The sequence below is a fragment of the Halomonas sp. QHL1 genome, assembly GCF_001882345.1.
Lineage (GTDB): Bacteria > Pseudomonadota > Gammaproteobacteria > Pseudomonadales > Halomonadaceae > Vreelandella.
In genome coordinates this window covers 3,606,529-3,623,744 of the sequence record NZ_MINL01000001.1, presented here as the reverse complement: position 1 = coordinate 3,623,744, position 17,216 = coordinate 3,606,529, and the positions used below count along the sequence as shown (strand labels likewise).

At 57.4% G+C, this 17,216-nt stretch carries 16 protein-coding genes and 2 tRNA genes; 3 read left to right on the top strand and 15 right to left on the bottom strand.

What is annotated here, in order from left to right:
- Positions 1 to 15 precede the first annotated feature (15 nt).
- The 10 genes from smc to ccmA form a co-directional block, all read right to left on the bottom strand.
- Positions 16 to 3,510, bottom strand: coding sequence for a chromosome segregation protein SMC (gene smc, locus QHL1GM_RS16605; protein ID WP_071695459.1), 3,495 nt, complete (start codon positions 3,508 to 3,510; stop codon positions 16 to 18).
- A 24-nt stretch (positions 3,511 to 3,534) separates the two neighbouring features.
- Positions 3,535 to 4,773 carry a c-type cytochrome biogenesis protein CcmI gene (ccmI, locus tag QHL1GM_RS16600; protein ID WP_071695458.1) on the bottom strand — a complete coding sequence of 413 codons (1,239 nt, stop codon included), beginning with the start codon at positions 4,771 to 4,773 and terminating at the stop codon, positions 3,535 to 3,537.
- On the bottom strand, positions 4,770 to 5,240 hold the full coding sequence (locus QHL1GM_RS16595; protein ID WP_071695457.1) for a cytochrome c-type biogenesis protein: 471 nt from the start codon (positions 5,238 to 5,240) through the stop codon (positions 4,770 to 4,772). Before QHL1GM_RS16595 ends, ccmI begins: the two co-directional genes overlap by 4 nt.
- Positions 5,231 to 5,758, bottom strand: coding sequence for a DsbE family thiol:disulfide interchange protein (locus tag QHL1GM_RS16590; RefSeq protein ID WP_071695456.1), 528 nt, complete (start codon positions 5,756 to 5,758; stop codon positions 5,231 to 5,233). The genes QHL1GM_RS16595 and QHL1GM_RS16590 overlap by 10 nt, the downstream gene beginning before the upstream one ends.
- Positions 5,755 to 7,776, bottom strand: a complete 2,022-nt coding sequence (locus QHL1GM_RS16585) for a heme lyase CcmF/NrfE family subunit (RefSeq protein WP_071695455.1) — start codon at positions 7,774 to 7,776, stop codon at positions 5,755 to 5,757. The genes QHL1GM_RS16590 and QHL1GM_RS16585 overlap by 4 nt, the downstream gene beginning before the upstream one ends.
- Before the next feature lie 26 nt (positions 7,777 to 7,802).
- Positions 7,803 to 8,312 carry a cytochrome c maturation protein CcmE gene (gene ccmE / locus QHL1GM_RS16580; protein ID WP_071695454.1) on the bottom strand — a complete coding sequence of 170 codons (510 nt, stop codon included), beginning with the start codon at positions 8,310 to 8,312 and terminating at the stop codon, positions 7,803 to 7,805.
- Positions 8,309 to 8,500, bottom strand: a complete 192-nt coding sequence (ccmD, locus tag QHL1GM_RS16575; RefSeq protein WP_071695453.1) for a heme exporter protein CcmD — start codon at positions 8,498 to 8,500, stop codon at positions 8,309 to 8,311. The genes ccmE and ccmD overlap by 4 nt, the downstream gene beginning before the upstream one ends.
- Positions 8,500 to 9,267, bottom strand: a complete 768-nt coding sequence (locus tag QHL1GM_RS16570) for a heme ABC transporter permease (protein WP_071695452.1) — start codon at positions 9,265 to 9,267, stop codon at positions 8,500 to 8,502. The genes ccmD and QHL1GM_RS16570 overlap by 1 nt, the downstream gene beginning before the upstream one ends.
- Before the next feature lie 14 nt (positions 9,268 to 9,281).
- Positions 9,282 to 9,950 (bottom strand): heme exporter protein CcmB, encoded by a 669-nt coding sequence (ccmB, locus tag QHL1GM_RS16565; protein ID WP_254795364.1) that lies wholly within the window; start codon positions 9,948 to 9,950, stop codon positions 9,282 to 9,284.
- A 114-nt stretch (positions 9,951 to 10,064) separates the two neighbouring features.
- Entirely contained in the window at positions 10,065 to 10,685 is a 621-nt protein-coding gene (gene ccmA, locus QHL1GM_RS16560; RefSeq protein ID WP_071695451.1) for a cytochrome c biogenesis heme-transporting ATPase CcmA, read from the bottom strand.
- Positions 10,686 to 10,882: 197 nt separating this feature from the next.
- On the opposite strand from ccmA, the gene QHL1GM_RS16555 reads away from it, so the two are divergent.
- Both QHL1GM_RS16555 and QHL1GM_RS16550 read left to right on the top strand, forming a co-directional pair.
- On the top strand, positions 10,883 to 11,287 hold the full coding sequence (locus QHL1GM_RS16555; RefSeq protein ID WP_071695450.1) for a LexA family transcriptional regulator: 405 nt from the start codon (positions 10,883 to 10,885) through the stop codon (positions 11,285 to 11,287).
- Entirely contained in the window at positions 11,287 to 11,913 is a 627-nt protein-coding gene (locus tag QHL1GM_RS16550) for a YigZ family protein (protein WP_071695449.1), read from the top strand. Before QHL1GM_RS16555 ends, QHL1GM_RS16550 begins: the two co-directional genes overlap by 1 nt.
- A 232-nt stretch (positions 11,914 to 12,145) precedes the next feature.
- Here QHL1GM_RS16550 and QHL1GM_RS16545 read toward each other — a convergent pair whose 3' ends face one another.
- From QHL1GM_RS16545 to QHL1GM_RS16535, 3 genes are all read right to left on the bottom strand, one after another.
- Positions 12,146 to 13,468: a sodium ion-translocating decarboxylase subunit beta gene (locus QHL1GM_RS16545; protein WP_071695448.1), complete on the bottom strand. Its 1,323-nt coding sequence runs from the start codon at positions 13,466 to 13,468 to the stop codon at positions 12,146 to 12,148.
- A 10-nt stretch (positions 13,469 to 13,478) separates the two neighbouring features.
- Entirely contained in the window at positions 13,479 to 15,296 is a 1,818-nt protein-coding gene (gene oadA, locus QHL1GM_RS16540; protein WP_071695447.1) for a sodium-extruding oxaloacetate decarboxylase subunit alpha, read from the bottom strand.
- Between the two features lie 92 nt (positions 15,297 to 15,388).
- Positions 15,389 to 15,646: an oxaloacetate decarboxylase subunit gamma gene (locus tag QHL1GM_RS16535; RefSeq protein ID WP_071695446.1), complete on the bottom strand. Its 258-nt coding sequence runs from the start codon at positions 15,644 to 15,646 to the stop codon at positions 15,389 to 15,391.
- 148 nt (positions 15,647 to 15,794) lie between these two features.
- Between QHL1GM_RS16535 and QHL1GM_RS16530 the strand changes: the two genes are divergently transcribed.
- Positions 15,795 to 16,790 carry a tRNA-dihydrouridine synthase gene (locus tag QHL1GM_RS16530; RefSeq protein ID WP_254795322.1) on the top strand — a complete coding sequence of 332 codons (996 nt, stop codon included), beginning with the start codon at positions 15,795 to 15,797 and terminating at the stop codon, positions 16,788 to 16,790.
- A gap of 174 nt (positions 16,791 to 16,964) precedes the next feature.
- On the opposite strand, the gene QHL1GM_RS16525 is transcribed toward QHL1GM_RS16530, so the two are convergent.
- Both QHL1GM_RS16525 and QHL1GM_RS16520 read right to left on the bottom strand, forming a co-directional pair.
- Positions 16,965 to 17,041: transfer RNA gene (locus tag QHL1GM_RS16525), tRNA-Arg, on the bottom strand.
- Positions 17,042 to 17,125: 84 nt separating this feature from the next.
- Positions 17,126 to 17,202: transfer RNA gene (locus QHL1GM_RS16520), tRNA-Arg, on the bottom strand.
- Between the last annotated feature and the right edge of the window lie 14 nt (positions 17,203 to 17,216).

Sequence of the window (17,216 nt, the reverse complement as noted above, 5' to 3'; positions counted from 1 at the left end):
TAAGGGCGAAGGCGCTTAATCAACCAGCGCCGCCGCTTCTTCAATTCCCACCGAGACTAACCGCGATACGCCGGGCTCTTGCATGGTAACCCCCATCAAGCGCTCGGCGGCTTCCATGGCAATCTTGTTGTGAGTGATATAGATAAACTGAACGTTTTCAGACATCTCTTTCACTAACCTGGCGTAACGGCCCACGTTGGCGTCATCCAGCGGCGCATCCACTTCATCCAGCATACAAAACGGCGCGGGATTGAGCTGAAAGATCGCAAATACCAGCGACAGCGCGGTCAGCGCCTTCTCGCCGCCCGATAGCAGATGAATGGTGCTGTTCTTCTTACCTGGCGGGCGGGCCATAATCGCCACGCCGGTTTCCAACAGGTCATCGCCGGTTAGCGTTAACCATGCCGCACCGCCGCCGAATACACGGGGGAATAGCGCCTGTAACCCGGCATTGACTTGATCAAAGGTCTCGCGGAAGCGCACGCGGGTTTCCTGGTCAATACGCTTAATCGCCCTTTCGAGGGTTTCCAGCGCTTCGGTCAGTTCAGCGTGCTGCGCCTCCAGATAATTTCGCCGCTCGGCCTGCTGGTCGTACTCCTCAATGGCGGCGAGGTTGATCGCCCCCAAGCGGCGAATTTTATCCGTGGTGCTTTCAAGGCGCTCCTGCCAACGGGTTTCGGTCGCTTCCTCGGGCAACTGTTCGGCGAGGGTTTCGACGTTATGGCCAAGCTCCGCTAGCTGCTCATCTTGAGTAGCGGCTTTGAGCGCCAGCGCCTGTACGTCCATACGCCGCTGTTGGAGCTGCTCGCGACTCTGCTCCAGGTTGCGTTCGTGCTGCTGGCGGGCAAGTTCGTCATTGCGCAGCTGTTCTGCCAGTGCCTGGGCCTGCTGACGAGTGGCGTTTAAGCGCCCTTCCTGCTGCTCGCGCTGATGCAGCAGTTCTTCAAGCTCTTCACCGGCCAGCTCGTCGGGCTCGATCAGCATTTCTCGTGACTCTTCCAGCTCGGCAATGCGCAGCGAGAGACGCTCTTCAGAATCACTTGAACGCGCCTGCTGGGAGCGCAGGCTATCGCGCTCGGCACTTAAGCGCTCGCGCTCCAGCGCCAACGCCTGTTGCTGCGCTTTGAGAGGGGCGTGCTGCTGGGTCAACTGGTCACGTGCTTCACGCTGACGACTGCGCTGCTCGGCGCTGGCTTCCCGCGTTTGCGCCGCACTTTCAAGCTGTTCCATCGCCACATGCCAGCGGGCGCGCTGCTCGTCGATGGTGAGCGCTAACTCCGCTTCATCCTCTTGCAACTGGGCAAGCTCTTCGTCGAGTTCAGTGGCGCGACTCTCCAGATGTTCCAAGCGCTGGGCCAGGCTGCGCTCTTTCACCGCCAGCTGCTGCAGGGTGGCGGCGTGAGCACGCTCCTGCTCGGCCTGCTGCTCACGGGCCTGCTCCAGCGTTTCAATACTCTCACTGGCTGCTTCACACTGCTCTTCGGCCAGCGCCAGCGCTTCTTCTTCACTTTCGCGCTGGGCGGTCAGTTCGGCGTAGCGGCGGCGCGTTAATAGCAGCCCGTCGATACCTTCGCCGTTGGCCTGCTGGTTCAGCCAGCCGCGGCCCAGCCAAACGCCATCCTGGCTTACCACGCTTTCACCGGGCGCCAGGTGTGCGACCTGCGCCTCCGCATCTTCTGCCGTTTGCGTATAGTGAATGCTTGCTAACCATTCGCCCAACGCCCCGGCGCCTTTGACCAAACTGTCTAATCGTTGGCCAGAGATTGAAGCGGCTGGCGGTGTCTTATCAATCAACCGCCACTCCGTGGCTAAGGCCTCAGGTAGAGCGGCCAACTGGTGGCGATCCACCAGGCGGGCATTGAGCCAGGGTGCAAGCAGCCAGGAAACCAGCGTTTCCCAGCCGGGCTCGACCTGCAGCACTTCACCCAGTTGAGGGGCATCCGCCAAGCCATGCCTTTCTAAGGTCGTGCCAATAGCAGGATCGTGATCCACCAGGGCAGCGTCAATCAATGCTTGAAGTGAGGCCAACTCACCCTGGCACTGACTGAGTTCAGCGCGCTGATTGTCCCGCGCCTGCGTGGTCTGCTGGTAGGCCGCTTTGGCATCGCCGTAGCGCTGCTGCCATTGATCGCGCTGGGTTTGAAAGCCTTCTGCCTGCTCCTCTGCTTCCGTCAACTGCGCCTGGCACACGGCGTGCTCTTCGCGCAGTACAGTGAGATCGGCCACCTCTCTGCGCTGCTGACGGCGGCGCTGATTTTCCGCCTGGAGGCGCTGGATACGCTGTTCAAGGTCGCGCAACTGATCTTGGCTGCGATCCGCATCGCGGCTGGCATCGCGCCAGCGGGTTTCAGCATCGGCCCACTGCTGCTCGGCGGTTTCCAGCGCGGGCGAAGCGTCGGTTAACGCCTGCTCCAGGCTTTCGAGCTGCTCCTCCAGCGCTTCGTGTTCGGGGAGCAGGTCGTCAAAGCGCTCGTCAATCGCGGCTAAACGTTCATGATCGCCTTCGCTAACGCGGCGCTGTTCGTCCAGCTCGCGCCGAGCCGTGGCGATATCGCTGGCCAGCTGGGTTTCACGGCTGCGTCGGTGAGCCTGATCCTGCTCTAAACGTGCGATGCGCGTGGTGGTTTCGAAGAACTGCTGCTGGTGGCGGTCGAGCACCTCAGAGAGTTCGTCGTGCTGCTCCCGGGCCTGTTCCAGGCGGGTTTCACACTGGCGGACGCCGAAGACATCTTTTTCTACCGCAATTTCCAACTCGCGGACACGGCTCTCTTGATGCGACTGCTCGGCACGCAAGGTGCGCCCCCGCAGCAGCGCCAGCTCGCCCTTGAGCCGGTACTCTTGCTCTTTCAGATCTTGGTAGCGCTTGGCGGCTTCGGCCTGACGCTTGAGACGCTCGAGCTGTTTATCCAGCTCTTCGCGAATATCGTCCAGACGCTCCAGGTTCTCCTGGGTTCGCCGCATGCGGTTTTCGGTTTCCCGGCGGCGCTCCTTGTACTTGGAGATACCCGCGGCCTCTTCAAGCGTCGAGCGCAGGTCGTCGGGGCGGGCTTCGATCAGCCGCGAAATCATGCCCTGGCCGATAATCGCGTAGGAGCGCGGCCCCAGGCCGGTACCCATAAACAGGTCGGCGATATCGCGGCGACGGCACTTCTGGCCGTTAAAGAAGTAGTTGGATTGTCCATCGCGGGTAACTAAGCGCTTAACGGCAATTTCCGCGTACTGGGCGTAAACGCCGCCCATGCCGCCGTCGCGGTTGTCGAATTTGAGTTCTATGGACGCTTGGCTGATCGGTTTACGGCCGGTGGAGCCGTTAAAGATAACGTCGGCCATGGATTCGCCGCGCAGGGTTTTGGCGGATGACTCCCCCATCACCCAGCGCACGGCGTCAATAATGTTGGATTTACCGCAGCCGTTGGGGCCTACGATGGCGGTCATATTGCCATCGAAAGGCACCGTGACGGGATCCACAAAGGACTTAAACCCGACTAAGCGAATCGACGTTAAGCGCATACCTAGACGGCGTTCCCGTTGCGATTATTCAAAGACACGGTTAATCACCACTTCGACCGCCTCCGCATCATCAATAGACCCGACGCTGACGCTCTCAAGGTCACCGAACAGATCCCCCGGCTGGGGCGTTGCTTGGCCGGAGGGCGAAACACGCACGACTAAACGGGCTTCCTGTACCTGGGAGATTTGCGCCTGGGGCGACATCGCGGCAGTGTTATCTAGCGTCACGGTCATGGGCAGCTCGGATACCTGCGCACGCACCACAGCCAGGGGTGGTAACTCGCCCTCAATATCGCGGGCGGTGATAAAGACGCTGGCATCGCCATCTACGCGTCCGACGAGCTCTTCATCCAGCGAGACACTTACACGAATGCCTGTGCCCTCGGCGACGACTTCTTCAGGTTCAACGCCCAAGCGCTCCTGAGCCACGCGGATACCGTCGCGCAGCGAAGACACGGTATTGGGATCTTCGATATTAGCAATCGCCCGACGCCAGTGATCAATGGCCTGCTCGTAATTGCCGCTGTCAAAGGCATTAATGCCCAGTAAGCCCAGCACGGTGGGCTGGCGGGGATCCTGCTCCAACGTCTCATCGACCAACGCCTGGACTTCGTCGGTAAGCTCGCGCTCGGCCATAAAGAAACGAATTTGCGCTAGTTGAGCAAGCAGAGGTGGAATGCGGCCTTCAATCTCGATCAGACGCTCCAGGGCGTCTACGGCCTTGGACATTTGTCCGGTTTCACGGTAGAGCGGAAACAGCTCGCTCCACACATTGGGATTATCCGGCTGGCGTTCGGCCTGCTCCTCCATGCGTTCTATATACATGGTGAGCGATCCCTCAGGGTCGTTCTGTACTTCCTGCTGCACGGCCAGCAGCACCAGATCGCCCTCAGCGCCCTTTTGCTGGTACCAAATAACGCTAACAGCAACCACAGCCAGCATTATCACTGGAACAACAATACGACCAGCATTGGCTCTCTTTAGCGGCCGACGCTCGCGAAAAGCGGTATCTTCCAGCAGGCTGCGCTCAAGCTCCAGGCGGTCTTCCTCAAAGCGGGCGGTATCAATATCGCCGCGCTCCCGCGCCGCTTCCAGTGATGCCAAGCGGCGCTTGAAAATCGCCACGTTCTGCTCGGCGGAGGTGTCGTTGGCTTCAAAATCACGCTGCTGGTCATGCAGTGCACGCGCCTTTCTTAGCGGCGAAACCAGCAGCCACAGCGCGGGGAGCAGTAGAACGGCAATTGCAATCCAGAGCAGCGTCATGAAGACCTCTTACGGTTAGTCAGCGCGTCTATACGCTGGCGCTCTTCGGCGCTCAACGCTTTAGCAGAGGCGTTGCGGCGGGCGCGCACCATAAGTACGACCACAATAACGCCTAGCAACACCAGGGCGATGGGCAAGCCCCAAAGCAGGTAAGTACGGCTCTCTAAACGCGGGTTGTAGAGAATATATTCGCCAAACCGCTGCACCATATGGTTGATAATTTCGATATCCGACTGCCCATCTTGCAGCAGCTGATAAACCCGCTCACGCATGTCTCCTGAAATGGGAGCATCGGAATCGTCAATGGCCTGATTTTCACACAGCGGGCAGCGCATGGAGGCGGTCAAATCGTTATAGCGCTTCTCCACGACTGGGTCGTCAAATTCGCGCAGTTCGATACCACCCGCCCCTGCGCCAAACGCTAGTACCAGCAGTAGTAGCGTTGCCATAGTTCGCATTAGCGCCATTTTTCCACCTCCGGCAGAATTCGCTCGCGCACGTCTTGCGGTGATACGTAGCCTTTATGGTGATAGCGAATGACGCCGTCAGCATCGACTAGAAAGGTTTCTGGAGCACCGTAAACGCCGAGATCAAAACCTAGCTCGCCTTCTGGATCAAAAATATTAACTTCAAACGGATCGCCAAATTCGCTGAGAAACTGCATGCCTTTTTCGCGGGTATCGCGGTAGTTGACGCCGACCATGCGAATGCCGTTATCAGCCAGCTCCAGCAGTTGCGGCATCTCCTGCTTACACGCGGGGCACCACTCGCCCCAAACGTTAACCAGGGTCACTTCACCCTCTAACAGCGTTTGGTCGACCTGCCGATTCACATCACGCAGCGTGGTGGCTTCAAAGGACGGGAACTCCCGCGCCATCAGCGCTGAATCGCGCTGGGAGGGATCCAACGAGAGGCCTTGGTAAAAGAACAGCGCCAGACCTAAAAAGCACACTGGCAGCAGTAAGAGCAGTAGCCGTCGCTTCATGCCGTGGCCTCCCGCGCGCTATTTTGAGTACCATCGCCTTGGCTGGCCACTTTGGGCGCTTCACGGGTGGCTGCGGTGCGGCGGTAGCGCTTGTCGAGCACCGCCAATAAACCGCCGAACGCCATTAGCAGTGCGCCTAGCCAGAGCCAGCGGACGAACGGCTTATACTGTACCCTCATCGCCCAACTGCCATCGTCAAGGTTTTCACCCATGGCCACATAGAGATCGCGGAACAGCCCTGGGCGTAGGGCCACCTGGGTCATCGGCATACCGGTGGCCAGATAGAGACGCTTTTCGGGCCGCATGGTAAAGCTGCTCCCCGATTCGCCGCGCTGCACTTGCAGAATGGCAGTGTCCGCCAGGAAGTTGGCCCCGCGACGCTCGGTTAGCTCGGTCATGGTGAACTGATAGCCCGCTACTTCGACCGTGGTGCCCGGGGACATGCGTACATTGCGCTCAATGTTGTAGTTGGAGACTACCGCAACACCAACAATGGTAACGGCAACGCCTACGTGCCCCAGCACCATGCCCCAGTAAGCCAGGGAGAGTTTGCGGACACCGGCTACAAACGAACTGGCATGGCGGGTTTTATCGAATACATCGCGCACCATCGGCAGCACAATCCAGAGTGCGGAGACGATACCCAGGGAGACAAACAGGTTCCACTCGCCGCGATACAGCAGCGGCATTAATATGCCTAGCACCAGCGCGGCAACGCCTGCCAACCACAGTTTACGGGTCAGATCCCTTGCCGCCATGCTTTTCCAGCGCGTTACCGAGCCTAACCCCATAAAGATGCACATCATCACGGTAAGCGGCACAAACAGGGCATTAAAGTAAGGCGGGCCCACGCTGATTTTCCCCAGCCCCAGAGAATCCAGAATCAGCGGATAGACGGTACCCAGCAGTACGGTGACGGTCATAATCACCAGAAAGATATTATTGACCAACAGCAGCGCATCCCGGGAGAGCCAGTTAAAACCAACTTTATGACTCACCCGCGGAGCGCGTAGGGCAAACACCAGCAACGACAGCGTTACCGTAATGGCCAGCAGCATCAGGATAAAGAAGCCGCGGGCCGGGTCGTTGGCAAACGCATGCACCGAGGTCAGCACCCCAGAGCGCACCAGGAAAGTGCCCATCAGCGACAGCGAGAAGGTCGAGATCGCCAGCAGCACGGTCCAGCTTTTAAACGAGCCGCGTTTCTCGGTGACCGCCAGCGAGTGCACCAGCGCGGTTCCCGTCAGCCAGGGCAGCAGTGAAGCATTTTCGACCGGATCCCAGAACCACCAGCCGCCCCAGCCAAGCTCGTAATAAGCCCACCAGCTACCTAACGCAATCCCTACGGTCAGAAACGCCCAGGCCAGATTCGTCCAAGGCCTTGCCCAGCGCGTCCAGGCCGCGTCTAAACGCCCGCCCATCAGCGCCGCAATGGCAAACGCAAAAACCACGGAAAAACCCACATAGCCCATGTAGAGCATCGGCGGATGCACGATCAACCCGAAGTCTTGCAGCAGTGGGTTAAGGTCGGCGCCGTCCTGGGGCATATCGGGCAGCAGTCGTTCGAAGGGGTTCGATGTCATCAAGATAAACAGTAAGAAGCCGACGCAGACCATGCCCATCACGCCCATTACCCGGGCGACCATATCCCGCGGTAGGTTGCCGGTGAATAGGCTGGCCGCAAACCCCCAGCCCGCGAGCATAAAGCTCCACAGCAGCACCGACCCTTCGTGGTTACCCCACACCGCGCTGAACTTGTAATACCAGGGCAGCAGCGAGTTGGAGTTGTTGGCCACGTTCGCCACACTAAAGTCGTCCAGCATATAGCTGGCGGTCAAACAGGCGTAGGCAATGGCAATAAACACAAACTGCCCCACCGCCATAGGCTGACCGTAGGCCATCCACAGAGGGCGCCTGGTGGCAGCACCAGCCAGGGGCATTACGGCCTGCACCGTCGCCATCAGCAGCGCGATAATAAGAGCAAAGTGGCCAATTTCAGGAATCAGTTTGATAAGCATGCGTACTCCAAATTGGGCTTTCTACCCTAGTATTCGCTTGCCTGGGGAACGCCTTCTTCGTCCAGGCGTTTACCCACTTCGGCGGCTTTGGCCTGGTAGTCGGCGGGCGAGTAGCCCGCTTCTTCGAGCGCCTGAGCGACTTCGGGGGGCATATAGTTCTCGTCGTGGCGTGCAAGCACCTTGTCGGCATACAAGCGTCCATCGGCCTGAAGCTCACCGACTACCACCACGCCTTGGCCTTCGCGGAACAGGTCGGGCAGGATGCCGCTGTAGTAGACCTCCAGGTCATCTACGTAATCGGTGACGGTAAATTCGACGTCCAGGCTTTCGGGGTCTCGGGAGACAGAGCCCTCTTTAACCATGCCACCGGCGCGAATTTGCCGCTCCATGGGTGCATCGCCCTGGGCGATCTGCACCGGGCTAAAAAACAGATTAATGTTAGCGCGCAGCGCGTACAGGGTTAGCCCCACGGCAATCGCTGCCAGCGACACAAGGCCCAGAATAATAAAGAGCTTCTGTTTACGTTTAGGCGTCATTGGACGTTCCCCCTTGCGCTGTTTGCGCGTCTTGCGCGGCGTTTCAAGCCTTTGAGCAGTTGTCGCTGTTCAGCACGCGCATGCCATACGGTGGCGAGCAGCAGTAGCGCTGTCACACCCCAGGCAGACCATACATAAGGCGCGTGACCACCCATGGCGAGAAATTCGGAAAATGAGTCAAATGCCATTAGCGGGCCTCCTCCGCCTGTGCGTTCACTACCTGGCCTTTAACCAGATCCTGTACCCAGCGTTTGTTAGCTTCGCGGCGCAAAATTTCGCTGCGTGTGCGCATCAGCGTCAAGGCAATAAAAAAGCTGTAGAAACCCAGCACCATAATCACCAGAGGCAGCCACATTTCGGTAGGCATGGTCGGGCGCGAGGTCAGCGTAAATGAAGCCGGCTGGTGAAGGGTGTACCACCAGTCCACCGAGTATTTGATGATGGGAATATTGATCACTCCCACCATAGCCAACACCGAGGCTGCCCGTGAGGCGCTATCACGGCTGGTAAAAGCGCCGCGCAAGGCAATGACACCCAAGTACAAAAACAGCAGGATCAGCATGGAAGTTAGCCGTGCATCCCACATCCACCAGGTTCCCCAGGTGGGCACGCCCCATACTGCGCCGGAAAACAGCGCGACAAAGGTCATGGCCGCACCAAGAGGTGCCATCACCGCCGCCGCCATATCGGCGACTTTAATTTTCCAGACCATAAACACCAGCCCAGACACCGCCATGGCGATAAAAATGGACTGGGCTAAAAATGCCGCCGGCACGTGAACATAAATGATCCGGAAGCTGTTGCCCTGCTGATAATCCGCCGGGGCAAACGCCAGCCCCCATAGCGAGCCAGTGACCAGCAATAGCACCGCCGCGGCCCAAAACCAGGGCTGTAATTTGGCACTAATGGCGTAGAACCACTTGGGTGATCCCAGTTTGTGTATAAAGGCCCACATAGCGTGTCCTGTCCTTAACCGTTAATACTGATACGCAGCGATGCGGCAATCGCCCACGGCGCTAACATAAGTGAGGCGGCGAGCAGCGCGCCCAGGATAGCCAAATGTGCGGAGACACCGTCTCCGAAAATGGCCGCCTGCACCGCACCTGCGCCAAAAATAAGTACCGGAATATACAGAGGCAGCACCAGCAGCGAGAGCAGCACCCCGCCCCGCGCCAAGCCGACGGTTAGCGCCGCGCCAATCGCGCCAATCAAACTCAAGCTTGCCGTACCCAGGGCAAGCGACAGCGCCAATATGGCGTAGCTACCCGCAGGCAGCGCCAGCATAATACCCAACATCGGCGCCATCAGCGCCAACGGTAAGCCCGTCAGCAGCCAGTGCACGGCCACTTTGGCCAAACTAAGCGCGACTAACGGCTGCGGCGCCAACAGCAGTTGCTCCAGACTGCCGTCGTCATAATCGCTACGAAACAGGCTATCCAGTGAAAGCAGCGCAGCTAACAAGGCTGCCACCCACAGCAAACCTGGCGCAATCACCGCTAACAGCTCTGGGTCAGGCGAAATAGCGATCGGAAACAGAGTGATCACCAGGGCAAAAAACACCAGCGGGTTGAGCACTTCGCCACGGCGTCTCAGCAACAGCGTTAAGTCACGCTCTAGCGTGGCTTTCACAGCGGTCATTAACCCACCCTTATGCTCACGCAGTAGCACTGCTGAAACCTGTTGGGTGGTGTCTGAACCGTGTAAAGAGCTTTGTGAAGCGTCGTGTAAAGAGCTGTGCAACCCTTTCTCCTTCTACCCTAGGGATATCCGTCTCAACAACGGTGAAGCGGTTAACTCGTGATGTGTCGTTACTAGCACGCAGCCGCCCGCCTGAGCGTGGGCAACAAGCTGTTTTTCTAGATCGGCGACGCCGTAGCGATCAATCGCAGTGAAAGGTTCATCCAGCACCCAGAGCGCGCGCGGTGTTAGCGTTAAGCGCGCCAGCGCTACACGGCGCTGCTGACCTGCCGAGAGTTGCCCGGCGGGTACGTCTTCAAAGCCTGCCAAACCAACCCCTTCAAGGGCATCCAGGCGCTGCTCTTCATTACCGCTCTCACCGCTTAACGCCTGATACCAGGCTAAATTTTCTAACGGGGAAAGCCCTGATTTAATGCCTGGGGCGTGTCCTAAATAGAGCAAATTTGCCAGAAAATGTTCACGCGCCTCGTTCATCGCAGCGCCATTCCAGAACAGCTCGCCCTGATAGTCGCTGAGCTGCCCGGAGAGAATCTTCAGCAGGCTGGTTTTACCACTGCCATTGGGCCCTTCAATACGCACAATTTCGCCGCTGCGAATATCAAGATCCAAGCCTTGAAACAGCCAACGATCGTCGCGTTCACAGGCAAGCTGTCGGGCTTGTAGACACAGGCTCAAGCGTCTCTCCAGGCATATTGATTTCGCGTCGAACTCTACACGTAAAGCCCCTTTCTCGCCACTCACACAATGCGGCGCTGGGTCGCAGCATGATCTCCATCAATATGGCGTAAGACTAATTATCTCTAGCACTGTATGCAAAAACAGGTCTACAATGAAAACCACTGTATGAAAGAACATGCAATGGAGATTCCCTAATGACCCTATCGATGGCAGCACCTAGCGCTACGTTCGGCCGTAGACAACCTGCACCGCGTCCATACGCGATGGCGCCTAGCGTAACCCGACACAACACCTATGCGCTCAAAGTGCGCGGCAACGCACTGTGTGATTGCAACTTGTTCGATGGCGATGTCATTATTATCCGTCGCTATCAACACGATACCCAGACAGAAACTGCCGTTGCCGAAATTAACCAACAAACAGTCGCCTTGAGACAGCTCTCTATCAGCCGCTTCGGCGTGGAGCTATGGCCAGAGGATGCATTGCAGCCAGCGCTATTTTTGCACAACCGGGATATTCAGGTGCTCGGTATGGTAATGGGTGTCGAACCACATCCAAGAGCTTGTCAGAAAAGTAAGCATACCTTCACGGAGCATTAATGCGCTATTGGGTTCCCGAGCTATCCCCTGCGTCATGGCATACGGCTGACATTGAAGTAGAAAAGAGCCAATTTATCACCTGGGTCTGCCACGCCCCCGATATCAACGCATTCACTAACCTGCTGAATGCGGCGAGAACCGCGCACCCTAATGCCAGCCACCACTGCACTGCCTATATTGCCGGGCCACCCGGCGAGCAAAACTTGATTGGCTTTTCCGATGATGGCGAGCCTGGCGGCACCGCTGGCCGTCCCATGTATCAGGTTCTCCAGGGTAGCCAACTGGGCCAGATCGGCTGTGTGGTCATTCGTTATTTTGGCGGCACCAAGCTTGGCACCGGCGGATTAGCCCGCGCCTATGCCCAGGCAGTTAGCCATTCCCTTGAGACGCTGCCTACCAGGGAAGTGATTGAGCGCGATATCTATACTCTGCGACTCACCTTTGCCAACGAAGCGATTGCCCGCGCCTGGTGCGAAGAACGCGACATTCCGATTGAGCAAGCCGACTACGATGGCGATGGCGTGCGCCTGACCATTGGCTGGCCACGGGACTGCCCGCTCGACCTTGCCCCACTAGAAAACCGCTTAAAAAATGCTATTGAGGTTCTCGCTGCACCAAAGGCATGACGCAGCAGAGCGAAAGGACCCCATATGTCATTGCGAGGAGCTTGCGACGCGGCAATCTCGTCCTGCGGTGGCAAACAAAACCGAGATCGCCGCACTTCGCTCGCGATGACACTCACCGGTCATTGCGAGGAGCCTGCGACGAAGCAATCTCAAGCCTACACTGAGAACCAACCCCAGATTGCTTCACTACGTTCGCAATGACATCCCTATGTCGTTGACGGCAGAGGACTAGTTAACCCAAGTATTTAATCATTACCCCAGCGGCTACTGCCGAACCAATGACCCCGGCCACATTGGGGCCCATGGCGTGCATCAGCAAGAAGTTATGCGGGTTGGATTCAAGCCCCACCTTGTTAGCCACCCGTGCTGCCATAGGTACTGCGGAAACCCCTGCGGCACCGATCAATGGGTTGATGGGCATTTTGCTCATCAGGTTCATCAGCTTGGCCATCAACACCCCCGCGGCCGTGCCGATTCCGAAGGCGACAATACCCAAGCCTATGATCCCCAGCGTCTCAAACGACAGGAAGCTCTCGGCCATCAGCTTGGAACCCACCGACAGACCGAGGATGATGGTGACGATATTGATCAGGGCATTCTGCGCAGTATCCGACAGGCGCTCGACCACGCCACATTCGCGCATCAAATTACCGAAACAGAACATGCCTAGTAGCGGTGCTGCATCGGGTAGAAACAGCGCGACCAATATCAACAGCACCAGCGGGAAGACCACTTTTTCCAGCTTGGAGACCGGCCGCAGCTGCGTCATCTTGATTTGACGCTCTTTTTGGGTGGTCAAAAGACGCATAATCGGCGGCTGAATCAGCGGTACCAGCGCCATATAGGCGTAGGCGGCCACGGCGATAGCCCCCAGCAGCTCCGGCGCCAACACGCTGGCGACATAGATGGAGGTCGGGCCATCAGCACCGCCAATAATACCAATGGCGGCGGCCTGATTAAGTGAGAAGTCCATAATCCCCATCGAGCTGAGCACTACAGCGCCAAACAGGGTGGCAAAAATACCAAACTGAGCGGCCGCGCCTAAAAATAGCGTGCGTGGGTTGGCCAGCAAGGGGCCGAAATCGGTCATGGCGCCCACGCCCATAAAGATAATCAGCGGGGCAATACCCGAGGCAATCGCTACGCTATAGAAGCTGTAGAGCATGCCGTCGCCGTAACCCACATTCATGGCGATATCTTTCGCGGCTCGCACCTGATCCGGCGCAGCGGGATCTTGGGCAATCACTTTTAGCGATTCCCTCCATGCCTCTGCGTTTGCCAATGGATCAAGGGTAGCGCCCAACGCTACCGCCATCTGCTGCAGCACCGCCGGCTTTGCCACCTCAATCGCTTGGTCTAGCGCTGAAATCGCTAGCCCCGCTTCAGGGATGTTAGCCAGAATGCCGCCAAAGCCAATCGGCACCAGCAGCAGTGGCTCAAACTTCTTATAAATGGCCAGGTAGAGCAGTCCAAGCCCGACCAGGATCATAACGGCTTGACCCAGTTCGAGGTTATACAGCCCAGAGCCTTCCCATAACGTTACTAATTTATCCATTACTGGGCCCTTAGAGCTCGATCAACGTGTCGCCTACGGCTACGCTGTCGCCCTCGCTGACGTTAACCTTAGACACAGTGCCTGCGCTGCTAGCACGCACTTCGGTTTCCATTTTCATTGCTTCGAGGATGATGACGACATCACCTTCAGCGACTTTATCGCCGGGGCGCACATTGACCTTGAAAATATTGCCCGCCAGCGGTGCATCAATGCTTTCTCCACTGGGAGCAGGCGCTTCTTCTGCGGGTGCGTTAGCACTGGCTGCAGCAGTTTGCTCTTGCACCTCCCCTAGCTCACCGCCTTCAGAAACTTCCACCACGAAAGCTTTGCCGTTGAGTTTAACCGTGTAGGTTTCCGGGCCACTACTAGCCACCGGTGCTTTGCTTTCCTCCTTGGCGGGCGCCTTTTCAGCGTTGGCTTCTGCTGCCTGGGGTACGGGCTCAAAGGCGTCGGGATTATCGCGGTTCTTAAGAAACTTCAAACCAATCTGGGGAAACAGCGCATAGGTCAGCACATCATCGACTTCGCGCTTGCCTTCGGCCAAACGGATGCCTTCATCGCTGGCTTTCTCTTTCAGCTCGGTGGCCAGTCTATCCATTTCCGGTGAGAGGTTATCCGCCGGGCGGCAGGTAATTGGCTCACCGCCTTCCAACACGCGCTTTTGGAGCTCGGCGTTAAAGGGCGCAGGAGCAGCGCCATATTCGCCTTTGAGTAGCGCCTGGACTTCCTTAGAGATCGACTTGTAGCGCTCGCCCATCATCACGTTCATCACCGCCTGGGTGCCAACGATTTGCGAGGTCGGCGTCACCAGCGGAATAAAGCCAAGATCTTCGCGCACGCGGGGAATTTCGCTTAGTACGTCATCCAGCTTATCGCCCGCGCCCTGCTCTTTCAGCTGGCCTTCCATATTGGTCAGCATGCCGCCAGGCACCTGAGCAATCAGGATGCGCGAATCAATACCACGCAGCGAGCCTTCAAAGGCGGCGTACTTCTTACGTACTTCGCGGAAGTATCCGGCAATATCTTCCAGCAGCTCAAGATCCAACCCTGTATCGCGACCGGTGTCTTTGAGCATCGCCACCACTGATTCGGTGGGGCTGTGGCCATAGGTCATCGACATGGATGAGATCGAGGTATCGACGTTATCGATACCCGCCTCTACCGCTTTCAAAATAGTCGATGTAGAGAGGCCGGTAGTGGCGTGGCAGTGCAGGTGCACCGGTATCGATAGTTCTTTCTTGAGCCGCGTGACCAAGTCGAACGCCGTATAGGGCGTTAATAGCCCCGCCATATCCTTGATAGCCAATGAATCCGCGCCTAAACCGGCAATGGTTTTAGCGAGATCGACCCAGCTATCCAGGGTATGTACCGGGCTTACAGTGTAAGAAATAGTGCCCTGGGCATGGCCTTCCACGTTACGCACTGCCTGAATGGCGCGTTCGAGATTGCGTGGATCATTCATGGCATCAAAGACACGGAAGACGTCAACGCCATTAGTTTTCGCCCGCTCAACGAACTTATCGACAACGTCATCGGCGTAGTGACGGTAACCCAGCAGGTTCTGGCCGCGTAGCAGCATGGCTTGAGGCGTATTGGGCATGGCCTCTTTTAAAGCACGAATGCGCTCCCACGGATCTTCGCCCAAATAACGAATGCAGGCGTCATAAGTGGCCCCACCCCAGGTTTCCAGTGACCAGTAGCCAACGCGATCAAGCTTTTCTGCGATCGGCAGCATATCGTCCAGGCGCATACGCGTGGCAAATAGCGATTGATGGGCATCGCGCAGCACGACATCAGTAATGCCTAGAGGGCGTTTTATTTCGTTCATGGTCTTGGCTCACAGTAGTAGAGTTGTAAGTTTGTAGTAAAAATAACAAAAAAATAGCCAAAAGAGGGCTGAAATGAAAAAAATTGAGAAAGTTAGCGACGCCGCGTTGAGCGGTAACGGTGCACTGCAGCACTGATCACTGCCATGACCTCGTCACTTTGAGCAGAAGGGGCCGAAGCTTGCGACGATTTCTTACCCGTATCAACCGCGACGGGAACGGGTTGAAAACGCCCTATAAGCTTCGACATCAGCGTAACGCTAATAACCAAAATAGTAAGAAAAACAAACACTACGCCCATGCCGAGCGCCATCAATGCCAACCCATCTTGCAATAGTCCTAGATCCTGCATAAGGCGCTCTCCTGCTTTTCAATTACAGTTCAAGTACTTTTATACGCACATGATTAGGCCAATACGGTGAAAGGCGCTTGGCGCAGTAAGGGGAATACACTAACCTGCCACACCTAGAATAGAATGCAATGGCGCGATAGTGGAAGTCATGGTTGTTAATTTACTACATAACGGCAGAATCGGCCTAGCCCCGATGGAAGGTGTAATCGACGCTCTGACTCGTGATCTGTTAACCCGTCATGCCGGGTTCGACTGGACGGTCACCGAGTTTGTCCGCGTGGTTGATGCCCGCCTGCCACCCAGAGTGTTTTATAAGCACTGCCCCGAACTGACGCAACCGCCTGTGGCCACGCCGAGCGGTATTCCGGTGCATTTACAGCTGCTGGGCTCTGACCCAGCCGCCCTGGCGGCCAACGCGCGCCAGGCGCTTAGTTTAGGCGCGGTAAGCGTCGACCTTAATTTCGGCTGCCCTGCCAAACTTGTTAACCGGCACGATGGCGGAGCTTCTTTGCTACGCCAGCCTGATCGCGTCTATAACGCGGTTAAAGCCGTTCACGACGCTTTAGACGGGGAAATCCCCGTGACCGCCAAGATTCGCCTGGGCTTCGCTAACCGCCGCTTAGCGGTGGCCTGCGCCCAAGCCACCGAAGCAGGTGGTGCCGCACAGCTGGTGGTGCATGCGCGCACCCGAGACGAGGGCTACCGCCCTCCAGCGCACTGGGAGTGGATCGGCAAAATTCGCCGCCAGGTGAGCATTCCGGTTGTCGCCAATGGCGATATCTGGACGCTGGAAGATTACTGGAAGGCCCGCACCCTGTCAGGATGTCGCGACGTAATGCTGGGGCGCAGCGCACTGGCCGACCCTTGGTTGGCACCACGCATTCGCCATTGGCTGCGAACCGGCGAGCGGCTGCCTGAAAGCAACTGGGCGATGCGCGCCAATGTGCTCAAAGAGTACGCCGCTCTACAGCGCCAAAAACTACCAGACCGCGTCGTGGTCTCGCTGGTAAAGCAGTGGCTCGCGCAAATGCGCCAAGGCAGCAGTGAAGCTGAGCAGAATTTTCAGCGCGTAAAGCGCCTCACCGAGCTAGATCAACTGCTCGACAGCCTCGTCGTCGACGAACAGCACGCCGTACTGGTTTAACCCCTCTGTCGCAGCCACCCATTTAACAGGCAAAAAAAAGCGCCCTACCGCAAAGCGGGGGCGCTACACACGATCGCAAGACCGGGGCGCGAGCTACTTCCGGTCAGGCTGGAAACTGGTGGTCAGGCTGGAAACAGAAAACCCGCTCTAAATAAGAGAGCGGGTTTTGGAATCTGGCGCGCCCGGGAGGATTCGAACCTCCGACCCCCTGATTCGTAGTCAGGTACTCTATCCAGCTGAGCTACGGGCGCGTGATGTTGCGGCTAACTTTTACTGATCCTGACACTTTGCAACCACATCGGCTGCTACTAGATTACTAACAAGTATCAAGAAGGTGGCGCGCCCGGGAGGATTCGAACCTCCGACCCCCTGATTCGTAGTCAGGTACTCTATCCAGCTGAGCTACGGGCGCATACCTTGTGACCG